Source organism: Pseudomonas extremorientalis (assembly GCF_024584605.1).
In the GTDB taxonomy this organism is placed as follows: domain Bacteria; phylum Pseudomonadota; class Gammaproteobacteria; order Pseudomonadales; family Pseudomonadaceae; genus Aquipseudomonas; species Aquipseudomonas extremorientalis.
The window spans coordinates 3,041,237-3,063,400 of record NZ_CP089519.1 but is presented as its reverse complement, the minus strand read 5'-3'; the positions used below and the strand labels follow the sequence as shown (position 1 = coordinate 3,063,400).

Below are 22,164 nucleotides of genomic sequence, written 5' to 3'. Positions count from 1 at the left end.
ATCGAGTGAGGTTCATCCTACAGATGATCCGAATAAAGGATTAGACCATTGAAACGCGACTGTTTGTCCCGCCAGCAGGACAATGTTCAATGGGACGACACGTAAATCGACGCCGACGCAGGCGCCGGCAACGCATAGGTGCGCTTCATCCACTGGATTTCCGCCTGGGGTGTGCGCCCGAAGAAGCGCTTGAACTCGCGACTGAACTGCGAAGGGCTTTCATAGCCGACCTTGGCACTTGCCGTGGCGGCGCTGATATCGCTGCGCAGCATCAGCAAACGCGCCTGGTGCAGGCGCGTGGACTTGAGGTACTGCATCGGCGAGGTGTCGGTGACCGTGCGAAAATGCGCGTGAAAGCTCGGCACGCTCATCATCGCCTCTCGGGCCAACGCCTCCACGTCCAGGTGCTGGGCATAACACCCATGGATCTTGCGAATCGCCCGCGCCACCTTGCCGAACTGCCCCTGGCGATTCAACGCGGCGCGCATCGAACCGCCCTGCTCGCCCGTAAGGATCCGGTAGTAGATTTCGCGCATCAACGCCGGGCCGAGGATGTGCGCGTCCATCGGCGTGCCCATGGCTTGCAGGAAGCGCAACAGCGACTCGCTGAGCAAGTCATCCATGGACGATGAATACATGCCCCGCGGTTTGGCGTCGACCAGCGCCGGAAACTCATCCAGCGCCACCATCAGTTCGGCCGCGAGGGTGAAGTCCAGGCGCAGGTACACCGCGAGCATGGGCTCGGCTTCGCTGGCGTCGGTCTCCATGGTGAACGGCACCGGCACTGACACCACCAGGTAGTGCCGGGCGTCGTACAGGTAAACCTCATCCCCCAGGTAACCGCGCTTGCGCCCCTGGCAGACCATCACGATGCCGGGGTCATACAGCACCGGCACCCGCTGCAACGGGCGGTTGGAGCGCAGGAAGCGCACGTCATCCAGTGCGCTGAGGTTATAGCCCTCGACAGGCGCCAGGGTGTCCATCAGCGCGATGATTCTGTCTGTACGGTCCATGGATCCTGGCCTCTGTGCAAAGTGCCACGGTAGCGCGCAATCCGCATCCAGGCTACGGCCTCATAGGAATAGGCAATCAGCACATTGGAATGGATATTCGCTCAAACACTGTCTCTGCGTAGCCTGGAACAGCACTTTCAGCCCTCGGAGACTCCCCATGCTTATCGTTTACAACCCTGCTACCGGCGAAGAAGTCGGCCGCGTCGCCCAGAACACCACCCACCAGGTCAAGGCCGCCGTCGACCGTGCCTGCGCCGCCTTTCCCGCATGGTCGTCCAGGCTGGCCAAGGAGCGCAGCGACCTCCTGCGCCACTGGCATGACGCAGTCAAAGCCGACAAGGAAGCCTTCGCCGAATTGCTCTGCCGCGAAAACGGCAAATGCCTCAGTGAAGCCCGTGGCGAGATCGACTACGGCCTGGGCTTTATCGAGTGGTATGCCGAAGAGGCCAAGCGCGTGTACGGCGACACGATCCCCACCCATGACCGCAACGCCAATGTGCTGGTGACCAAGGAAGCCATCGGCCCGGTCGCCGCCATCACCCCATGGAACTTCCCGTTCATGATGATCACCCGCAAGGTCGGCACGGCCCTGGCCGCCGGTTGCACCATGGTGATCAAACCCGCCGAGGATACACCGCTGACGGCCTTCAAATTGCTGGAGTACGCACGCAAGGCTGGCATCCCGGAAGGCGTGCTGGAGGTGGTAGCGGGCGACCCCAGGGAGATCGGCCTGATCCTCACGGGCGACCCGCGTATCCGCAAGATCTCGTTTACCGGTTCCACCGGCGTTGGCAAATTGCTTGCCGCACAATGCGCGGCAAGCATCAAGAAGATGACCCTGGAGCTGGGCGGCAACGCCCCGTTTATCGTCTTCCAGGACGCCGATCTGGATGAGGCGGTGAAGGGACTGGTCGGTGCCAAGCTGCGCAACTCCGGCCAGGTATGCATATCGCCGAACCGGATCTTTGTGCAGCACAGCATCCTCGAAGACTTCATCCAGCGCGTGCAGCATGCGGTGGCCGGGATCGAAGTGGACCAGGGCCTGCGTGAAGGTTTTGTGGTCGGCCCGCTGGTCAATCAAGCGGGCTTTGACAAGGTCGTGCGCCTGGTGGAAGCCGCCAAGGCTGCCGGAGCCAGCGTGCTGATGGGCGGCAGGCCCCACGCCAAGGGCGGCCTGTTCTACGAGCCGACGGTGTTGACCGGTTTGCGGGACGACTCCCCCCTGGCGACCGAGGAGATCTTCGGGCCGGTGTTCGCCATCTACTCGTTCAAGGACGAAGAAGAAGTGATCGCCCGCGCCAACCAGACGGAGTTCGGCCTGGTCGCCTATGCCTACACCAGCGCGCTGGGGCGGTCGTTGCGCCTGTCGCGCCAGTTGGAGGCCGGCATGGTGATTCTCAACTCAGGCTCGGTCGGCACCGCGTCGGTGCCGTTTGGCGGGATCAAGCAGTCCGGGTATGGCCGCGAAGGCAGCTATTACGGGATCGAAGAGTATGTGCAGGTGAAGTATGTGTTGATGGGCGGTGCGCATTTGTAGTGGATTTGCCCTCGTCAGGCGCGGATAGTTCGTCCCATTGACAGGACAATGGGCTGACCATGCAAGACCTCAACGACCTCTATTATTTCGCCAAAGTCGTCGATGCCGGCGGTTTCGCCGCCGCCGGCCGGCTGTTGGGAATTCCCAAGTCGCGGCTGTCGCGGCGCATCGCCGAGCTGGAAGAGCGCCTCGGTGCACGCCTGCTGCAACGTACCACCCGCCAGCTTACCCTCACCGCCGTCGGCGAACGCTACCTGCGCCATTGCCAGGCCATGTTGCTGGAGGCGGAAATGGCCGATGAGGCCGTGGCCAGCATGTCCAGCGAGCCCCGTGGGCGACTGCGGGTGAGCTGCCCGGTGGGCATGGCCCAGCACATCCTGCCGGAGCTGGTCGCCGGTTTTCTTGCCGCCCACCCTCAGGTGCAGTTGGAGATGACCCTGGTCAACCGCCGCGTCGACCTGGTGGCCGAAGGCATCGATGTGGCCTTGCGCGTGCGTGAGCTGGGCGATGAGGACCCGCTGTTGGTGACCAAACGCCTGCGCCAGGCCCAGACCGTGCTGGTGGCCAGCCCCGCACTGATGCTCGGGCGTCAGGTCACGACCCTGGACGACCTCAAGCAGCTGCCGATCCTCGGTGCACTGGAAGCGGACCGGCTGGTGCACCAGCGCATTCTCGATCCCCAGGGCAACGCCCACGAGCTGGCGATGGAAGCCCGCCTGGGTATCGACGACTTTATCGTGCGCAAAGCCAGCGCCATCATGGGCCTGGGTTTTACCGTACTGCCGATGATGTACTGTGAAGAGGAACTGGCAAATGGCCGGTTGGTGCAACTGTTGCCCGAATGGTCGTTGCCGGGCGGTTGGCTCCAGGCCGTCTACCCGCATCGGCGCGGCGTGCTGCCGGCGATCCGGGCCTGGATCGACTACCTCGAAGAAGGTTTCAAAGGCTGTGGAGACCGCTTGCTATGAAGATGACCGAAGCACAAGTCGCGGCGTTCTGCCTGGCGCTGCCCGGCGCGCGCGAAGACTACAAATGGGGCGGCGTGCGGGTGTTCTCGATTGCCGGCAACAAGATGTTCGCCCTGCAAAACCTGCGCGGTGACTCGCTGGCGTTCAAGGTCGACAAGGAGCTGTTCCTCGGCCATGTGGATCGCCCCGGCATCCAACCGGCGCCGTACCTGGCGCGTGCACAGTGGATCATCATGAACACGCCCTACCCGCTGGGCGCCGAAGAACTGCGCGGTTTGTTGCAGCGTTCCCACCAGTTGGTGGTGAGCAAGTTGCCCAAGCGCACGCAGGTCGGGTTGCGGCTAGAAGACTGAGAGCAAGGTGCCGCCGAGGAACAACTGGTCCAGCCAGAACACCTCATGCAACAGCACGATCACCCAGAACAGCACTTGGTACGACACCTTGCGCGTCTTGTGCCGGAACACCTGCTGGGCAATCAACGCTCCCGGCCAGCCACCCGCCAGCTCCACGGCGTGCAGGATGTTTTCCGGGGTGCGCCAGCGGTCGGTCTGCGCTTTGCGCTTGTCGCTCCAGTACAGGAAAAACGCGATCACGCTGACGACACCATAGGCGGCCAGCGGGATCAGCGTCTCGCCGCGATACCAGACCAGCGCGGCCCCTATCAACGGCGGCGCGCACAACAGCGCGAAGATCGCCGCCTTCAAACGCGGATACTGGATGCTCAAGGCTTGACCGCCGTCCAATCGATCCAGCCGAACTGCCAGGTCGCCAGGATCAGCAGGCCAAATGCGATGCGGTACCAGGCAAATGCCGCGTAGCTGTGGCTGGCGATGAACTTGAGCAAGCCCTTGACCGCAATCATCGCGAAGATGAACGAGGTCACGAAGCCGATGGCGAACACCGGGAAATCCGCTGGCTGGAACAGGTCACGGTACTTGTAGCCCGAGTACAGCGCAGCACCGACCATGGTCGGCATGGCGAGGAAGAACGAGAACTCGGTCGCGGTCTTGCGCGACAGGCCGAACAGCAGGCCGCCAATAATGGTCGCACCGGAGCGCGACGTGCCGGGGATCATGGCCAGGCACTGGGCGAAGCCGATCTTGACCGCGTCTTTCCAGGTGATCTCGTCGACGGTGTTGGCGTGGCTACGGTGCTGACGCTGCTCGGCCCACAACATGATGATGCCACCTACCACCAAGGCGGTTGCCACGGTGATCGGGTTGAACAGGTAGTGCTTGATCAGGTCGGCGAAGATCACCCCCAACACCACTGCTGGCAACACGGCAATGATCAGGTTGATCGTAAAGCGCTGGGCATTGCGCTGGGTCGGCAAACCGATGACCACGTCGAGGATCTTGCGGCGAAACTCCCAGACCACGGCGAGGATCGCCCCCAGCTGGATGATGATATTAAAGGCTTCGAAACGCTCACCGCCGAAGCCGATCAAGTCGGCAACGATGATCTGGTGGCCGGTGCTGGAAATCGGCAGGAACTCGGTCAGCCCCTCCACAACGCCAAGAATCAATGCCTGTATGGCGGTCCAAAAATCCATGCTTCCCCCAAAGGTCTTGCTCTATGGCAAGCCTTATTGATCTTTTTAATGGTTCACTGACGACAAGACCCAGGGGTGACTCTCACACCCGGTACGCAAAAATCTTGTGAAAAATCAGACAGTACTCAGGTTTTCCGAATACAAGCCGAAAGCCTATCAGACAAGGCGGAAAAGTCGATGCAGCGCCCACAATTATAAAAAGCACGGAGTGACAGGACGATGAACAGTTTGCGCAATATGTCGATCAGCCGGCGCCTCTGGCTGATCCTGATAGTCGCCGTGCTGATGCTGCTGGCCCTGGGTTTATTGATGCTCAAGCAGATCCACGACGACCTTTACCAGGCCAAGCGCCAACAGACCCAACACGTGGTCCAGACCGCCAGCGGGATCCTGACGTTTTATCACGGCCTGGAAACTACCGGCGTCATGACCCGCGAAGCCGCCCAGAAACAGGCCCTGAGTGCCGTGCGCGGTTTGCGCTACGACCATGACGACTACTTCTGGATCAACGACCTCACGCCGGTGATGATCATGCACCCGGCCAACCCCAAGCTCGACGGCCAGAACCTCTCGGCCATCCGCGACCCCGACGGGTTTGCAGTGTTCAACGAATTCGTGAGCCTGGCCAAGGCCAAGGGCGCCGGCATCGTCAACTATCGCTGGCCGAAACCGGGTGCCGAAGCGCCGGTGGCCAAGACCTCGTATATCCAGTTGTTCGAGCCGTGGGGCTGGATCATCGGCTCCGGCGTGTACGTGGACGATGTGCAGGCCGAGTTCAGCGGCCAGGTGTGGAAAGCCTCGTTTATCGGCCTGGGTATCGCGGTGCTCATGGCATTGCTGGTGGCGCTGATCGCCCGCAGCATCGTGCGGCCGTTGCAGGATGCGGTGAACGCCATGGGCAACATCGCCAGCGGCGAAAGCGACCTGACCCGCAGCCTCGACACCCATGGCCAGGACGAAGTCACCCAACTGGCCCGGCACTTCAACAGCTTCACCGCCAAGCTGCGCCAGGTGGTCAGCCAGTTGCAGGAATGCGCCAACGCCCTGGGCCAGTCGTCCCAGGAACTGGGCACCAATGCGACCCAGGCCCATGATCGCAGCCAGCAGCAGTCCCAGCAGATGGAACTGGTGGCCACTGCCATCAACGAAGTCACCTACGGCGTGCAGGACGTAGCCAAGAACGCCGAACACGCCGCCAGCGAAATGCGCGACGCCCAGGCCCAGGCGCAACAAGGCCAGGTCAATATCGACGGCAGCCTGCAACAGATCGACCAGCTCTCCGGCACCATCAGCCAGGCGGTGGAGGTGATCCGTACCCTGTCCGCCGAAAGCACCCAGATCGGCAGCGTGCTCGAAGTGATCCGCTCGATCGCCGACCAGACCAACCTGCTGGCCCTCAACGCGGCAATTGAAGCGGCGCGTGCCGGCGAGCAAGGCCGCGGCTTTGCGGTGGTGGCCGATGAAGTGCGGCTGCTGGCCCAGCGCACACAAAAGTCCACCGCCGAGATCCAGGGCATGATCGAGCGCCTGCAGGGCCACTCGGAAGCGGCGGTCAAGGTGATCAGCGATAGCCACAGCGCCTCCCAACTGACCATCGAACAAGCCGGCCAGGCCGGGGCCAGCCTGACCGCCATAGGCCAGGCATTGCGCAACCTCAACGGCCTCAACGCCTCGATTGCCAGCGCGACGCTGCAACAGGCCCATGTGGTGGAAGACATCAACCAGAACGTCACCCAGGCGGCGGGGTTGTCCCACAGCACGGCACTGGCAGCGGAGCAGTCGAGTCTGGCAAGTGCACAGTTGCGTGGCCTGAGCGACCAGCTCGACGGCCTGCTGCGCCAATTCAAAATCTGATGCTGCTTGTGGCGAGCCCGCTTAATGTGGCGAGCGGGCTTGTTGTGGCGAGCGGGCTCGCCCCGCGTTGGGCTGCGCAGCAGCCCTAAAACCAGACACCGCATACTGTCAGACAGTACGCGGCGTATTTATTGGGGCTGCTACGCAGCCCAACGCGGGGCAAGCCCGCTCGCCACAGAGATAATGCCCGCAGCATTCTTCTTTGGTTACAATCCCCGCCCTCTCCCACTCTCCCAAGGAACCACCATGTCCGGGCTTGAACTGTTCGCCGCCGCCCTCGGGGTGATCGCGGTGTGGCTGACCGTCAAGCAAAACCCCTGGTGCTGGCCCATCGGCCTGGTCATGGTGCTGCTCTACACCTGGGTGTTCTTCGATGTGAAGCTCTATTCCGACATGCTCTTGCAGGTGGTCTACGCCGCGCTGCAGGTCTACGGGTGGTGGCAGTGGACCCGCGCCGGCGAGGTCAAGCAAGGGCGACAGGTCACCAGCCTGGGAGTGCCGGCGATCATGGCCAGCCTGGCCGTGGGCGCAGTGGGCAGCCTGTTGCTCGGCGCCGCCATGGCGCACTGGACCGATGCCGCCCAGCCCTGGCTGGACGCCGCCCTCACCGGCTTCAGCCTGGTGGCGCAGATGTGGATGGCGCAGAAACGCGTGCAGTGCTGGCCACTGTGGATCGCAGTGGATGTGATCTTCGTCGGGCTGTTCCTCTACAAAGGCCTGTACCTTACCGCCGCGCTCTATGCACTGTTCACCGTGATCGCCGTGCAAGGCTGGCGTGAATGGCGCGCCGATCCGGCGTTGCACGCATGAAGGTGGTGGTACTGGCCGGCCCGGAATCCAGCGGCAAAAGCTGGCTGGCCGCAGAGTTGCAGGCGCATTTCGGCGGGTTGATGGTCGGTGAATACGTGCGCCATTTCATCGATCACCATCAGCGCGACACCACCCTGGCCGATATCCCGGCCATTGCCCGTGGTCAACTGGCCTGGGAAGACGCCGCCCGCGCCCAACAGCCTGCGCTGTTGATCCTCGACACGCATTTGCTGACCAACAAGCTCTGGAGCCAGACCCTGTTCGGCGACTACCCCGCCTGGCTCGACAGCGAACTGCTGGCCCGCCACTACGACCTGCACCTGCTGCTCTCGCCGGAAGATGTGGAATGGACCGCCGACGGGCAGCGCTGCCAGCCGGACCTTGCGGATCGCCGAGTGTTCTTCCGTGGCAGCCTGGAGTGGCTCGAGCACCATCAGCAGCCCGCCCTGGTGATTCGTGGTCATTGGGCACAGCGCCGCGCCACCGCGTTGGCCGCGGTTGAACAGCTACTCGCCGGCACGCTCCAGGTTGGCATTCACCCTTAGCAGCAACGCCAGCAAGGTCGCCTCTTCCTCTTCACTGAACCCCTCCAGCGCCTGCGCGCTGCCTTGCAGCATGATCGCGCGGGCAGCGGGCATGCGTTTGCGCGCCGCGTCGGTCAGGGTAATCAAGCGGCTGCGTTTATCAGCCGGGTCAGCCACCCGCTCGATCATGCCGTCACGCTCCATACGGCCCAGCAACTGGGCCATGCTCGACTGCTCGACACGGGCAATGCGCACCAGTTCGGCCTGGGGCAAACCCTCGCTGTGCTTGAGCGCCGCCAGCACCGGAATCTGCGCGACAGCAAAGCCCAGCGCTCTCAGGCGACCTTCGTAGAGGCGGATGAAACCGCGGTTCGCCAGGCCGATCTGTTGCAGGGGGTTTGGAGCAGGCGTTTGAGTCTTCATGAGGGCGTTGACTTTCCATAGGATCCTATGAACTAAATGTATAGGATCCTATAAACATCGCCAAGGACAATTTCATGAATACCTCATTGCGCATCGCCATCGTCGGCGCCGGCCCCGGCGGGTTGACCTTGGCGCGAATCCTTTACCGCCATGGCGTCCACGCCAGCGTGTTTGAACGTGAACGTAGCCCGCTGGAGCGCCCACAAGGTGGCACGCTGGACCTGCATGCCGAATCCGGCCAACTCGCCTTGCAGCGTGCCGGCCTGGAGGAGGCATTCAAACGCATCGCCCGTTACGAAGACCAAGGCTCGCGCTTGATGGATCAGCACGGTCGCTTGCTGTTCGAAGCCCCCAACCCGGACGCAGGCGACCGCCCTGAAGTCGACCGCACCGCCTTGCGCCAGGCGCTGCTGGATTCACTGCCGCCAGACTGTGTGAGTTGGGGTGCCAGCGTCACCGGCGTTCGCCCGACCGGTGATGAACGTTGGACGCTGCATCAAGGCGCCCTCACCCACGGCCCCTTCGACCTGGTGGTGGGTGCCGACGGCGCCTGGTCGAAAATACGCCGGCTGCTGTCGACCTATCAGCCGCAATACAGCGGGTTGACCTTCATCGAGTTCGGCATCGACGATGCAGACCGTCAGCACCCGCACCTCGCCGCACTGGTTGGCCGAGGCACCCTGCAGGTTGCCGGCGAAGCCAGGGCGATCATCGTGCAGCGCAACGCCAACGCGCATTTGCGCGGCTATGCGATCTTTCGCGTACCGTCCGACTGGGGCGCCGATCACCTCAGCCTGCCCGCACTGAAAGCCCAGTTCCATGGCTGGCACCCGCAGGTATTGGCATTGTTTGATGCGGCGAACGAGACGCTACTGGCGAGACCGATCCACGCCCTGCCCGTCGGCCATCGCTGGTCCCACCGCCAGGGGTTGACGCTGATCGGCGATGCGGCCCATCTGATGTCGCCGTTTGGCGGCGAAGGGGTGAACGCGGCGATGCTGGATGCGGCCGAACTGGCGCAGCACCTGCTGGAGACACCCGACTGCTCATCAGCAGTGCAGGCCTATGAAAACCACATGTTCGAACGAGTAATACCGGCGGCCCAGGGCAGCGCCGAAGCCGCCGCCATCCAGTTATCCCACGACAGCCTGGCGCTGTCCCTGGCCCACCTGCATCACCACCTCACGCCTCAGTAGCCCAACGACAGCCCCGTATTGCGACGCGGGTCATTCGCCCCATAGAAGCGGTTGTTACCCACCGGCTTGCCATCCAGGGACGGCGCGCCCACCAGGATCGCCGCCAGGTGGTTGGCATCCTGCGGGCCGGCAAACTTGTGGCCCCAGCTTTCGAGGATCTTCTGGGTATCCGGGCTCACTGCAAACCGCTCGAGGTTGGTGGTTTCCGGCATCCACTGCTGGTGGAAACGCGGTGCGTCCACGGCTTCCTGGATGTTCATCTTGTAGTCGATGACATTCAGGATGGTCAGCAAGGTCGCCGTGATGATGCGACTGCCACCCGGCGTACCGACCACCATCACCGCCTTGCCATCCTTGGTCACGATGGTCGGGCTCATCGACGACAGCGGCGCCTTGCCCGGTGCGATGGCATTGGCTTCACCCTGGACCAGGCCGTACATGTTCGGCACGCCGACCTTGACGGTGAAGTCGTCCATTTCATCGTTGAGGATCACCCCGGTCTTGCTCGCCATTACGCCCGCACCGAACCAGTCGTTGAGGGTGTAAGTGACCGACACCGCGTTGCCCCACTTGTCGACGATGGAGTAGTGAGTGGTGTTGTTGCCTTCATGGGGCGACACGCCCGGCTTGATCGCCTGGGAATCGCCAGCTTTTTGCGGTTCGATGGCGTCACGCAGTTTGGCCGCGTAGTTTTTGTCCAGCAGGTGCTCGATCGGGTTCTTCACGAAGTCCGGGTCGCCGAGGTAGCTGTTGCGGTCCACGTAGGCGTGGCGCATCGCTTCGATCTGGTAGTGCAGGCCCTGGGCCGAGTGATAGCCCAGGTCGGCCATCGGGTAGCCTTCGAGAATGTTCATGATCTGGCAGATCACTACGCCACCCGAGCTTGGAGGCGGTGCCGAGACCACGTGGTAGCCACGGTAGTCGCACTCGATAGGCGCCAGTTCGCGGGTCTTGTACTTGTCGAGGTCCGCCTGGGTGATGATGCCCTTGCCGGCCTGGCTGGAATCCACCAGCGCCTTGGCCACCCAGCCTTTATAGAAACCATCGCTGCCCTTGGCCGAGATTTCCTTGAGGGTCTTGGCCAGGTCTTTCTGCACCAGCTTCTGGCCGACCTGCATCGGCTGGCCGTTGTGCAGGAAGATTGCGCGCATGTCCTTGTCTTTTTCGAATTCGCCGGTGGCGGTGTGCAGCAAGTCGATATCGCCCTGCTCCAGGGCAAAGCCGTTTTCCGCCAGCTTGATCGCCGGGGCGATGACCTGGGCGCGCTTCAGGGTGCCGTATTTGCTCAGCGCCAGTTCCATGCCCGACACGGTGCCGGGGACGCCGACAGCCAGGTGGCCCTTGGCGCTAAGGCCGTCGATGACGTTGCCGTCCTTGTCCAGGTACATGTCGGCGGTCGCCGCCAACGGGGCTTTTTCGCGGAAGTCGAGGAAGGTCTTGCGCCCGTCCGCCAGTTGCACGGTCATGAAACCGCCGCCGCCCAGGTTACCCGCCGCCGGGTACACCACCGCCAGCGCATAGCCCACGGCGACGGCAGCGTCGACCGCATTACCGCCGGCCTTGAGCACGTCTACACCCACATGAGTGGCCAAATGCTGGGCCGTTACCACCATGCCGTTTTCACCGGCCACCGGGGCCTGGGAAGCGGCTTGCACACCACTGACGGTCAACACCAGGGCGGTGGCAATCAAGGTACGGCTGAAAGGTTGGTATTTCATCCATGGCTACTCTAGTTATTGAGACGCACCAAAATAGCCCGTTGCGGATTTAATCCCCAGCGCAATGGCGTTTTTATTACAGAACTTGTCGGTCATGGAACGGACGTGAAAAAGCCCATGCTATATTTCGCGCCCTGACTGTCCTGCAAGGCGCTCTGACATGGTGATCAAGAAGACCGGCATTCGCGCCCAACAGGCCGACCAGACCCGCGCGCGCATCCTCCAGGCGGCGGTCAAGGTGTTCACCCGTGACGGTTATTCCGGCGGGCGCGTCGACAGCATTTCCAAGGAAGCCGACTCCAACGACCGCATGCTTTATTACTATTTCGGCAGCAAGGAACACCTGTTCGTCTGCGTGCTGGAACACATCTATGAGCAGTTCAACCAAGCCGAAAGCAAGCTCAAGCTGGACCTGGACGCACCGGAGCAGGCCCTGCGCGACCTGGTGGCGTTTATCTGGAATTACTACGTCAAGCACCCGGAATTCGTGGCGATCCTGAGCATCGAGAACCTGCACCAGGGCAAGCATGCCCAGCAATCCGGCGAGATGCGCAGGTTGTCGGGGGAGGCCGTGGGCGTCTTGAAGCCGATCATCGAAGCCGGCCAGGCCCAGGGCGTGTTTCGCCAGGATGTCGACCTCAAGCACGTGTACTTGATGATCGCCTCGCTCTGCTACTTCTATAACTCCAACCGGCATACCCTCAGCTCATTCCTCGGTGAAGACCTGGCGAACAAAGGGCAGCAGCAGGATTGGCTGGGGTTTATCAGCGATTTAGTGGTACGCGGCGTCACCCCGACCTCTCTGTAAGAACCGAATCCAACTGTGGGAGAGGGCTTGCCCCCGATGGCGGTGCATCAGCCAGCCTATGTTTAGCTGACCCACCGCTATCGCGGGCAAGCCCCCTCCCACATGTTTTACCCCATTGCGTCAATGGGTGCCGGGGTTGGCGCGCAGATGCGCCACCTTCTGCTCCACCCCCTTCCACTGCGGCGCATTCGGCGCAAATTGCCCGCGCAGATACGCCGCCAGATCCGCCACCTGGCTGTTCGACAGACTGTCCTTGAATCCCGGCATATACCCCAGGTCCTTGGTCGCCGGGTGGCTGATGCCTTGCAGAATCACCTTGATCAAGTTATCCGGCTGGTCGCTGTGCACATTGGTATTGGTCGCCAGCGACGGGCTCACCCCAAACAGCTTCGGCCCCAGCCCCTCGGCATGGCAGGCCTTGCATGAACCTTCAAATACGCGTCGGCCATTGGGATTCGGCACGCTGACGGCGGCCGCCACCTGGGCCTCGGCTGCGGCTTCGCCATTGAGCGACGCCAGGTACACCGCCATGGCGCGGATATCCGCCTTGGGCAGTTTGGACAATTCACTCACCACCGGTCCCATCGGGCCTGCGGCCACGCCATGGGCGTCGGAATAGCCGGTACTCAGGTAGGTGAACAACTGGTCTTCGGTCCATGGCGTCGGCGCCTTGGACAGGCCGGTCAGTGCCGGCGCTTCCCAGCCATCGACCATGCCCCCGGCCAGGAACGCCTTGCCGCCCTTCTCCGCTCCCATCACATTGCGAGGGGAATGACAGGCCGCACAATGCCCCAGGCCATTGACCAGGTAGTTGCCACGATTCCATTGCTCGCCACGCTCCGGCTGCGGGGTGATTTCACCACGTCGCAGGTTCAGTGCATTCCACCCCGCCATCAACGGCCTGATGTTGAACGGAAAGCCCATGGCATTCGGCGTCGGCGCCTGGCTCACTGGCGCCTGGGACATCAGGTAGGCATACAGCGCCTGCATGTCCGCATCGTTGATATTACGGAACGCCGTGTAGGGAAACGCCGGGTACAGGTTGCGCCCGTCGCGGCCGATACCGTCGCGCATCGCACGCTCGAACGCCGGGTACGACCAGGCACCGATGCCGGTCTCCACGTCCGGGGTGATATTGCTGCTGTACAGCGTGCCGAAGGGGGTTTGCATCGCCAGCCCACCGGCATTGGTCGCGCCGCCCGGCGCCGTATGGCACACCGCGCAATCGCCGACTGCCGCGAGCAAGCGCCCGCGTTCCAGGGTGGCCTTGGACCAGGTGCCGGCGCTGGGCGGCGCAATCGGGGCGATTTCATTGTGGAACGGCCAGGCCGTCGCCAGCACCGCGCCCAGGGTGGCGAACAGTGCGCCGAACCACCATTTGCGCCGTTTCTCCGGCGACTTGGCAGGCTCGCCCAAGGTGCCGGCATTCAGCGCCGCCAATACGCGCTCCGGGGTGATCGGCAGCTCACGAAACCGAATGCCGGTGGCGTCGTAGATCGCATTGGCAATCGCCGCCGCGCTGGGCACCGACGCCGACTCGCCGGCGCCCATGGGCGGCTGGTCCTGGCGCGGCATCATCATCACGTCGATCTGCGGCACTTCAGGAAAGGTCAGGATCGGATAGCCGCCCCATTCTTTGCTCGCCACCGTCGACTCTTCAAAGGTCACGCGCTCCTTCAGCACACGGCTGGTGGACTGGATCACATTGCCGTGGATCTGATGCTGCACCCCGGCCGGGTTGATCATCATCCCTGAGTCATGGCCGATCACCACGCGGGTCACCGACACATCGCCGGTCTGCTTGTCGATGGCCACGTCCGCCACCCACGCCGCCCAGGCCGCGCCGAAACCGGGGAACTTGCTGTGGATGTAGCGCGCGTAGGCAAAGCCGCGGCCGCGCAGCAGATGGTCCTCATTGGCGGTTTGCATCGGCGCGGTGCGCGGCGTCCAGTTGGCGCGTTCAGCGGTGGATTTGACCAGGTCGATGGCGCGTTCGTCCTTGAGGTAGCGCAGGCGGTATTCCACCGGATCGACACCGGCGGCGAAGGCCAACTCATCGATATAGGATTCGTGGGCGAAGGTGTTGGGCAGCGCCGACACACCGCGCATCCACGACGCACGCACGATGGGCGCCATGTCGTTGATGGTCACGCGCATGTTGTCGATGTTGTAGGGCGGAATCGAGGTGCGGTCGCCCATCTCGAACATCGCCGCCACCGGTTCCACGCGGCCGGTCAGCAACAACGCCAGGGTTGGCGCGCCGTTGGAGGGGTAGCTGGTTTCAAAGTCGTAGGCGGCAATGCTGCCATCGGCGTTCAGGCCGCCATGCACATCCATCAACTGCGCAGTGCCCTTGGGCTCCCACAGGTGTTCCTGTTCACGGCTCAATTGCACGCGTACCGGTTTGCCGACCGCACGGGACAGCAACAAGGCATCGGCACACACATCATCCGCACAATTGCGCCCATAACAGCCGGCGGCTTCCATGCGGATCACATCGATCAACGCCTCATCACACTCCAGCAGCCACGCCAGGTCGGCGCGCAGCAGGTGCGGGTTCTGGCTGCCCGACCACACCCGGCTGCCGGCCGGCGAGTAATCCGCCACGCCACAGGAGGGGCCGATCGAGCCGTGCATCTGGTACGGCCACAGGTAACTGCGCGGCATGTGCTGGCTGGCACCCGCCAGGGCTTCATCGACATTGCCCTGGTCAAGCACGGTGCGGCGCACGCGAGGGTTGTCGCGGATGGCCTGTTCGACATCGCGCATGTCCGGCAAGGCGTTGTTCCAGGGTTTCCAGTGCACCTGCAAGGCGCTGGCGGCCTTGATCGCCTGCTCCTCACGCAACGCGACCACGCCGACAAAATCGCGGATGACCACCACCGCAACAATGCCGGGAATATGGGCGATGGACGACTCATCCACGCTCAACAGGCTGTTGCCGACAAAATCGCCGCAATCCAGCCCCGCATACGGTGGGCGGATCACCCGGCCATGGAGCATGCCCGGTACGCGCATGTCGTGCACGTAAGTCAGCTCACCGGTGGCCTTACCGGGGATATCCACCCGTGCGGCGCCCTTGCCCACCAGGCGATAGTCCTCAGTGGCCTTTAGCGGCGCGTCGCCGCTGATGCGCAGCTGGTCGTGCTGGCCGCTGACCAGTTCGCCATAGGTGGTGGTGCGCCCATCCGGCGCTTGAATAACGCCAGCCTCCACTGTCAGGCTGGCTGTACTCACGCCCCAGCGCCCCGCTGCCCGCGCCAACAGAAAACGCCGGGCTTCGGCAGCCGCGTTGCGCAGGGGGATTGCTGATATCTGCAACGTAGCGCTGGCAATAGTCGCGCCCTGGTTGGGCACGCGCTCGGTATCCCCGAGCACCATCTGCACCTGGTCCATCGCCAGGTCCAGTTCCTCGGCCACGATCTGCGCCAGCGACGTACGGATGCCGGTACCCAGGTCCACATGGCCGTTGAACGCATACACCAGGCCGTCATCGTTGACCGCAATAAACAGCCCAAGCTCCTTGGGCTTGACCGTGGGCGTGCCACCCTTGGCCACCGGCCCCGAGGGCGGCAGCACATCATCGACGATCAACAGGACACCGGCCTTGGCCAGCCATTGGTCACGGGAAAGCGGAATGTTCGGCATGGTCATCACTCCACGGTCATCAGGCGGGCCGCACGCAGCACGGCGCGCAGGATTTCGATATGGGTGCCGCAGCGGCAGAGGTTGCCCGACAGCTCGTTGCGCACCTGGGCTTCGCTGGGGTTGGGGTTACGGTCGAGCAAGGCCTTGGCGGTCATGATCATGCCGTTGAGGCAGTAGCCACATTGCGCGGCCTGCTCGTCGATAAAGGCTTGTTGCACCGGGTGCGGCGCCTGGCGCGTGCCCAGGCCTTCGAGGGTGACAATCTCGCGGCCCACGGTCCCCGACAACGGAAACACGCAGGCGCGCGCCGCCACCCCATCGATGATCACAGTGCAGGCACCGCACTCCCCCAGGCCACAGCCATATTTGGGACCATTGAGTTCCAGGTCATTGCGCAGCACCAGCAACAGCGGCGTGTCCGCCATGGCGCTGACTTCGTGTGTTTGCCCGTTGACCTCAAGCGCTACTGTGATGTGCTGGCTGATCATGTGCTTCGCCCGTAACAGTTGATGAAGTACCCACTACATGAAACAGTCAAAAAAAAGCGTCGCGGACCTGGGGCCTCGCGACACACTTGACTGGTGAAGTGATTACTACACGAACTTAGAGCAAGATCGGTGCCAGGGAATGCTGTGGCGAGCGGGGATATTGTGGTGAGGGGGGGCGACCACCCCAATCAGTCCTGGGGATCGTCAATCATCTTGCGCAGCAGGAACAGCACCGCCACCCGTTCGGCGGGGTTGAGATTGCTCATGGTCAATTCGCTGATCTGGGCGGCACGGGGCGTGGTCTGGGCGACCAGTTCGGCGCCTGCCGGGGACAGATCCACCACCACCTTGCGCTTGTCCTGCGGGTCCGGTTCCAGGCTGATCAGTGCCTTGGCCTTGAGCCGCTCGACGATCCCACGGATGGTCGCCTGGTCCACCGCAGTCGCCTTGACCAACTCGGTCAGCGAACTTGCACCGTGATCGCGCAGTGCGCACAGGGTCACGAACTGCACGGCGGTGAGCTGGGAGTCGCCGACATTCTGCTGAAAGATCGCCAGGTGGCGCTGGTAGGCCTTGCGCAGCAGGTGGCCAACTTGTTCAGAAAAGACGTAGGAATCAGGCACGGCTTGGCTCGGTGGATGGTTAAGGTGGGGACGCATGATACTCCATCCCCACACCGGTGATCAGCGCGCGCGCGAAGCTTGCGGCGCAACCACATCCCCTGCAATCACGACGGCCTCATCATCCAGGTACACATCGCAATTGCGCAGCGGAATGTCCATATGGCACGGCGTCTTGCGTGTCCCGCCCACCTCGGTGTTCGGCCCGGTGGAGAACAGGAAATTGCCATAGAACGCCCGCGCATCCATGCACATGCCGTCGTTCTTGTCGTGCAGGCCCATGGCGGTCCACTGTGCCCGTGGCTGCAGGCCCCAGCCGATATGGGAGATGCCGTACACCTCGGGGTCGTTGAAGTACTTCATGTAGTCACGCAGGTACTCGGCCTCGAACCCCCCGTGGATCTTCGTGATGAAGCCCTTCTCGATCTCCAGGGTGATCTTCTCGCGGGTGTAGGTCTTGAAGGGCAGCAGGATGTCGCCGATGTCCAGCACCAGCACGCCCTCGGCGGTTTCTTCGTTGGGCCATGAAAACAGGAAACCGCTGGGCCAGTGGTCCCAGCGCCCCGGTTCATCGGCAAAGCCGTATTCGGTCACGGAGGGGTATTGCCCCAGGGCGGCACGGAAGTCACTGCCGGCGCGGGATTTGACATGGATCGAACGCGCCTTCTTCAACAACTGCTCGGCCGCCAGCACACGCACCTTGTCCTCTTCGGTGGGCAGCATGCGCGCCAGTACTTCCGGAGGTTCCACGGCCAGCAGGATGCGCGTGCCGGTCTTGAGGATCTGCTCCTGCTCCGGCGAGTGCAGCAGCATCATGGTGTCGACGATCAGATCCGCCGCCTCCAGGGCGCGCTGGGCGGCGATATTACCGGTGAGCGCGGTGTCGCCGCAGTAGGCGGTCATGTCGTTGCCCATGGCCTTGGGATGGTTGAACGATGGCAACTCCACCGCATACACCTTGGCCCCCAGGCGCTGCGCGGCGTCCATCGCGGCGCGCACGGTGCGCGGGTCGGAATAATGGCTCTTGAGCACGGCGACGCTCTGGGTCGGGTCGACCCTGGACAGCTTCAACACGTGCTCGAACATCTGGGTCAATTCGCAATCGCTTACCGGCATTTTCCTGTCTCCTGTGGGCCCGCACCAAGTTCAGGCACTGCGCTTCACTCTAGTGCACTTTTATAGCGTATACGCCATTTAATAACGATAAAACCCGAATTGCGAACAGACTGCAAGCGGCGCGCCATAACGTTACCTATCGGAACAACTCCAATATTGATTGGCTACATGTCGTTACACAGGAGCCGTACGGCCAGAAAATAATTTTTCAGAGACAGGCTTCCCATTTCAAAAAATGAGCGTATACACTTTAAAAACCTTGCGGACAGACGCCGCCGAAAATCACAAAGACAGAGGAATACGCCCCATGGGAAGCACGCAAAAAATCGCCATCGTCGGCGCAGGCCTGGGCGGTGCCGCCGCTGCCACCCTGTTGCAGCAAGCCGGCTTCGACGTGAATGTATATGAGCAGGCGCCGGAGTTTTCCCGATTGGGCGCGGGGATCCACATGGGCCCCAATATCATGAAAATCTTTCGCCGCATGGGCATCGAAAAGCAGTTGGACCTGATGGGCTCGCACCCCGAGCACTGGTTCAGCCGCTGCGGCGAAACCGGCGACTACCTCTCGCGCATCCCGCTCACCGGCTACGGCGCGTCCTACATCACGGTGCACCGTGGCGACCTGCATGCGCTGCAAATGTCCACCCTCAAGCCCGGCACCCTGCACTTCAACAAGCGCCTGGAAAGCCTCGAGGAAACCGACACCCAGGTGCGCCTGACCTTCGCCGACGGCCAGGTGACCTACGCCGACATCGTGATCGGCGCCGACGGCATCAATTCCAAGATCCGCGAAGAACTGCTGGGCGTGGAAAAACCGCTGTACAGCGGCTGGGTCGCGCACCGCGCACTGATCCGTGGCGACCAGCTCGCCAAGTACGACTTGAAGTTCGAAGACTGCATCAAGTGGTGGACCGAGGACCGCCACATGATGGTCTACTACACCACCGGCAAACGCGACGAGTACTACTACGTGACCGGCGTACCCCACGCCGAATGGGACTTCCAGGGCGCGTTCGTCGACAGCAGCCGCGAAGAGATGTTCGATGCCTTCAAGGGCTACCACCCCACTGTGCAAGCCTTGATCGAATCCACCGACAGCGTGACCAAATGGCCGCTGCGCAACCGCAACCCACTGCCGCTGTGGAGCCGTGGTCGCCTGGTACTGCTCGGCGACGCCTGCCACCCGATGAAACCGCATATGGCCCAGGGCGCCGGCATGGCCATCGAAGACGCCGCCATGCTCACCCGCTGCCTGCAGGAAACCGGCATCAGCGACTACCGCACCGCCTTCGAGCTGTACGAAGCCAACCGCAAGGAACGTGCCTCCCGGGTGCAGGCAGTGTCCAACGCCAACACCTGGCTGCGCACCCAGGAAGACCCGGCCTGGGTCTACGGCTATGACCTGTACGCCCAGGAACTGAAATCGGGGGTGGCCGCGTGAGCACCTTCCTCTACGGTGGCAACGTGCAGGCCAACGGCATCCGCCAGCATTACTTGCGTTACGGCGGCAAAGGCCCGGCGTTGATCCTGATCCCGGGCATCACCAGCCCGGCGATCACCTGGGGGTTCGTCGCGGAGCGCCTGGGCGCACAGTTCGACACCTATGTGCTGGACGTGCGCGGTCGCGGGCTGTCCTCCACCGGCCCCGAACTCGACTACAGCGCGGACACCTGCGCCGACGACATCGGTGCCTTTGCCGATGCGCTGAACCTGGACAGCTACCACCTGATGGGCCATTCCATGGGCGCCCGTTTTGCCGTACGCAGTGCGGTCAAACATCCGCAGGGCGTGAAGCGCGTGGTGCTGATCGACCCGCCGGTGTCTGGCCCGGGTCGGCGTGAGTACCCGAGCAAACTGCCGTGGTACGTGGATTCGATCCGCCAATCCCTGGTCGGCATGGATGCCGAGGCGATGCGCGCCTTCTGCGCCACCTGGACCGACGAACAACTGCAACTGCGTGCCGAATGGCTGCACACCTGTTTTGAGCCCGCCATCGTGCGCGCCTTCAATGATTTCCACACCGTGGATTTCCACCAAGACCTGCCCCACCTCAAGGCGCCTGCCCTGTTGATGGTGGCCGGTCGCGGCGGGGTGATCCTCGATGAGGACATTGCAGAAATCCAGGGCCTGCAACCGCGCATCCAGGTCGCCCGCGTACCCAACGCCGGGCACATGATTCCGTGGGATGACTTCGACGGTTTCTTCCACGCCCTCGGCGACTTCCTCACACAATAAAAACGGAGACCACCATGCAGAAGCCTTACCGCATCGGCCAGATCGTGCCGAGCTCCAACACCACCATGGAAACCGAAATCCCGGCGATGCTCACCGCGCGCCAGGCGATCCGTCCCGAGCGTTTTACCTTTCACTCCAGCCGCATGCGCATGAAGCAGGTACGCAAGGAAGAACTGGCGGCCATGGACGGTGAGTCCGACCGTTGCGCCGTCGAGTTGTCCGACGCCAAGGTAGACGTGCTGGGTTATGCGTGCCTGGTGGCGATCATGGCCATGGGGCTGGGGTATCACCGCAACTCCGAACAACGCCTGCGCAAGGCCACTGCCGACAACGATGCCAACGCCCCGGTCATCACCAGCGCCGGTGCCTTGATCGAGGGCCTGAAAGTCATGGGCGCCAAGCGCATCGCGATTGTTGCACCGTACATGAAGCCGTTGACCGAACTGGTGGTGAACTACATCCGCGAAGAAGGCTTTGACGTGGTGGACTGGCGCGCCCTGGAGATCCCCGACAACCTCGAAGTGGCCCGCCACGACCCGGCCAACCTGCCGGCCATCGTCGCTGGCATGAACCTGGAAGGTGTCGACGTGATCGTGCTGTCCGCCTGCGTTCAGATGCAGTCGCTGCCGGTGGTGGCCAAGGTCGAGGCGCAAACCGGCAAGCCGGTGCTCACCGCCGCTATCGCGACGACCTACGCCATGCTCAAGGCCCTGGACCTGGAACCCATCGTGCCCGGCGCGGGTGCCCTGCTCTCCGGCGCCTATTAATGTGTGGCGAGCGGGCTTCTGTGGCAAGCGGGCTAGTTGTGGCGAGCGGGCTTGCCCCGCGTTGGAGTGCGTAGCGCTCCCGCTTTTTTTGGGGCCGCTTCGCAGCCCAACGCGGGGCAAGCCCGCTCGCCACAACAAGCTCGGTCACCACAAGGTAAGTGCAATGTCCAGAAATGAGGGGGTTAAACGATGAGCGAACAATCCGCCGACGCCAATTACCAGGGCGTATGGGGCAACCGCATCGGCTTTGGCAAAAAGGCCGCGCTGTTGATGATCGACTTCATGCAAGGCTACACCACCGAAGGCGCGCCGCTGTTCGCGCCGGGTGTGGTCACGGCCGTGGCTGAAAGCGTGGAGCTGCTGGCCAGCGCACGCCAGCACGGGATTGCAGTCGTCCACACCAATATCCGCTACCATCCCGGCCATTTCCTGGATGGAGGCATATGGGTCAAGAAGGCCCCGGTGATGAAAGACATGGTCGAAGGCAACCCACTGGCCGCGTTCTGCGCCGAGGTACTGCCCCAGGCCGATGAAGTGGTGATCACCAAACAGTACGCCAGTGCGTTTTTCGGCAGCCGCCTGGCGCCGATGCTGCATGCACAGGGCATCGACACCGTGGTACTGGCCGGTTGTTCCACCAGTGGCTGCATCCGCGCCACGGCGGTGGATGCAGTGCAACACGGGTTTCGCACCATCGTCGTGCGCGAATGCGTCGGCGACCGGCACCCGGCCCCCCATGAAGCCAATCTGTTCGATATCGACAGCAAGTATGGCGACGTGGTGAGCAAGCAGGAGGCGATGCGCAAATTCAGGGAGCAATAAACGGTACCGAGAATCGCGCCATAGAGTGCGGTCTCGCCTAAAACTGGGGTACACGCCCCAGTCTT

21 protein-coding genes are annotated in these 22,164 nt (G+C 62.8%); 12 read left to right on the top strand and 9 right to left on the bottom strand.

From position 1 onward, the window contains the following. Positions 1–86: 86 nt before the first annotated feature. Entirely contained in the window at positions 87–1,013 is a 927-nt protein-coding gene (locus LUU92_RS13580) for an AraC family transcriptional regulator (RefSeq protein WP_257103787.1), read from the bottom strand. Between the two features lie 157 nt (positions 1,014–1,170). Between LUU92_RS13580 and LUU92_RS13575 the strand changes: the two genes are divergently transcribed. Genes LUU92_RS13575 through LUU92_RS13565 form a run of 3 tightly spaced genes read left to right on the top strand, consistent with a single transcriptional unit; the run spans position 1,171 to position 3,871 of the window. Next, entirely contained in the window at positions 1,171–2,550 is a 1,380-nt protein-coding gene (locus LUU92_RS13575) for an NAD-dependent succinate-semialdehyde dehydrogenase (RefSeq protein WP_071488440.1), read from the top strand. 59 nt (positions 2,551–2,609) lie between these two features. Next, entirely contained in the window at positions 2,610–3,518 is a 909-nt protein-coding gene (locus LUU92_RS13570) for a LysR substrate-binding domain-containing protein (RefSeq protein WP_071488441.1), read from the top strand. Then, on the top strand, positions 3,515–3,871 hold the full coding sequence (locus LUU92_RS13565; RefSeq protein WP_071488442.1) for an MmcQ/YjbR family DNA-binding protein: 357 nt from the start codon (positions 3,515–3,517) through the stop codon (positions 3,869–3,871). The genes LUU92_RS13570 and LUU92_RS13565 overlap by 4 nt, the downstream gene beginning before the upstream one ends. On the opposite strand, the gene LUU92_RS13560 is transcribed toward LUU92_RS13565, so the two are convergent. Both LUU92_RS13560 and LUU92_RS13555 read right to left on the bottom strand, forming a co-directional pair. After that, positions 3,860–4,243, bottom strand: a complete 384-nt coding sequence (locus LUU92_RS13560; protein ID WP_257103786.1) for a DUF1294 domain-containing protein — start codon at positions 4,241–4,243, stop codon at positions 3,860–3,862. The genes LUU92_RS13565 and LUU92_RS13560 overlap by 12 nt on opposite strands. Continuing rightward, entirely contained in the window at positions 4,240–5,070 is an 831-nt protein-coding gene (locus LUU92_RS13555) for an undecaprenyl-diphosphate phosphatase (RefSeq protein WP_071488443.1), read from the bottom strand. Before LUU92_RS13555 ends, LUU92_RS13560 begins: the two co-directional genes overlap by 4 nt. A gap of 219 nt (positions 5,071–5,289) precedes the next feature. On the opposite strand from LUU92_RS13555, the gene LUU92_RS13550 reads away from it, so the two are divergent. From LUU92_RS13550 to LUU92_RS13540, 3 genes are all read left to right on the top strand, one after another. Continuing rightward, positions 5,290–6,924: a methyl-accepting chemotaxis protein gene (locus tag LUU92_RS13550; protein WP_071488444.1), complete on the top strand. Its 1,635-nt coding sequence runs from the start codon at positions 5,290–5,292 to the stop codon at positions 6,922–6,924. 246 nt (positions 6,925–7,170) lie between these two features. Further along, complete coding sequence (gene pnuC, locus LUU92_RS13545) at positions 7,171–7,734, top strand: nicotinamide riboside transporter PnuC (RefSeq protein ID WP_010210641.1); 564 nt, start codon at positions 7,171–7,173, stop codon at positions 7,732–7,734. After that, positions 7,731–8,279, top strand: coding sequence for an ATP/GTP-binding protein (locus tag LUU92_RS13540; RefSeq protein WP_222541722.1), 549 nt, complete (start codon positions 7,731–7,733; stop codon positions 8,277–8,279). The genes pnuC and LUU92_RS13540 overlap by 4 nt, the downstream gene beginning before the upstream one ends. Here the strand turns inward: LUU92_RS13540 and LUU92_RS13535 are convergent. Continuing rightward, positions 8,241–8,681: a MarR family winged helix-turn-helix transcriptional regulator gene (locus LUU92_RS13535; RefSeq protein ID WP_257103785.1), complete on the bottom strand. Its 441-nt coding sequence runs from the start codon at positions 8,679–8,681 to the stop codon at positions 8,241–8,243. The genes LUU92_RS13540 and LUU92_RS13535 overlap by 39 nt on opposite strands. 74 nt (positions 8,682–8,755) lie before the next feature. Between LUU92_RS13535 and LUU92_RS13530 the strand changes: the two genes are divergently transcribed. Further along, entirely contained in the window at positions 8,756–9,877 is a 1,122-nt protein-coding gene (locus LUU92_RS13530; protein ID WP_257103784.1) for an FAD-dependent oxidoreductase, read from the top strand. Here the strand turns inward: LUU92_RS13530 and ggt are convergent. Next, entirely contained in the window at positions 9,871–11,595 is a 1,725-nt protein-coding gene (ggt, locus tag LUU92_RS13525) for a gamma-glutamyltransferase (protein WP_071488448.1), read from the bottom strand. The genes LUU92_RS13530 and ggt overlap by 7 nt on opposite strands. 160 nt (positions 11,596–11,755) lie before the next feature. Here ggt and LUU92_RS13520 point away from each other — a divergent pair, with 160 nt between their 5' ends. Further along, positions 11,756–12,403, top strand: coding sequence for a TetR/AcrR family transcriptional regulator (locus LUU92_RS13520; protein WP_092250217.1), 648 nt, complete (start codon positions 11,756–11,758; stop codon positions 12,401–12,403). Positions 12,404–12,523: 120 nt separating this feature from the next. Here LUU92_RS13520 and LUU92_RS13515 read toward each other — a convergent pair whose 3' ends face one another. The 4 genes from LUU92_RS13515 to LUU92_RS13500 form a co-directional block, all read right to left on the bottom strand. Then, complete coding sequence (locus LUU92_RS13515) at positions 12,524–16,057, bottom strand: molybdopterin cofactor-binding domain-containing protein (RefSeq protein ID WP_257103783.1); 3,534 nt, start codon at positions 16,055–16,057, stop codon at positions 12,524–12,526. Continuing rightward, positions 16,057–16,539: a (2Fe-2S)-binding protein gene (locus LUU92_RS13510; protein WP_071488450.1), complete on the bottom strand. Its 483-nt coding sequence runs from the start codon at positions 16,537–16,539 to the stop codon at positions 16,057–16,059. Before LUU92_RS13510 ends, LUU92_RS13515 begins: the two co-directional genes overlap by 1 nt. A gap of 188 nt (positions 16,540–16,727) precedes the next feature. Continuing rightward, the gene (locus LUU92_RS13505) at positions 16,728–17,162 is read right to left on the bottom strand and encodes a MarR family winged helix-turn-helix transcriptional regulator (RefSeq protein WP_092250227.1); all 435 of its coding nucleotides are present in this window, start codon (positions 17,160–17,162) and stop codon (positions 16,728–16,730) included. A 60-nt stretch (positions 17,163–17,222) separates the two neighbouring features. Then, the gene (locus tag LUU92_RS13500; protein ID WP_071488452.1) at positions 17,223–18,275 is read right to left on the bottom strand and encodes a 2,5-dihydroxypyridine 5,6-dioxygenase; all 1,053 of its coding nucleotides are present in this window, start codon (positions 18,273–18,275) and stop codon (positions 17,223–17,225) included. 307 nt (positions 18,276–18,582) lie between these two features. Between LUU92_RS13500 and LUU92_RS13495 the strand changes: the two genes are divergently transcribed. The 4 genes from LUU92_RS13495 to LUU92_RS13480 all read left to right on the top strand — a co-directional run bounded on the left by LUU92_RS13495 (position 18,583) and on the right by LUU92_RS13480 (position 22,099). Then, on the top strand, positions 18,583–19,716 hold the full coding sequence (locus LUU92_RS13495) for an FAD-dependent monooxygenase (protein WP_058426136.1): 1,134 nt from the start codon (positions 18,583–18,585) through the stop codon (positions 19,714–19,716). Continuing rightward, entirely contained in the window at positions 19,713–20,510 is a 798-nt protein-coding gene (locus tag LUU92_RS13490; protein ID WP_071488453.1) for an alpha/beta fold hydrolase, read from the top strand. The genes LUU92_RS13495 and LUU92_RS13490 overlap by 4 nt, the downstream gene beginning before the upstream one ends. 14 nt (positions 20,511–20,524) lie before the next feature. Then, positions 20,525–21,277 (top strand): maleate cis-trans isomerase family protein, encoded by a 753-nt coding sequence (locus LUU92_RS13485; protein WP_016977977.1) that lies wholly within the window; start codon positions 20,525–20,527, stop codon positions 21,275–21,277. A gap of 189 nt (positions 21,278–21,466) precedes the next feature. Next, positions 21,467–22,099, top strand: coding sequence for an N-carbamoylsarcosine amidohydrolase (locus LUU92_RS13480; RefSeq protein ID WP_257103782.1), 633 nt, complete (start codon positions 21,467–21,469; stop codon positions 22,097–22,099). The last annotated feature ends 65 nt before the right edge of the window (positions 22,100–22,164 follow it).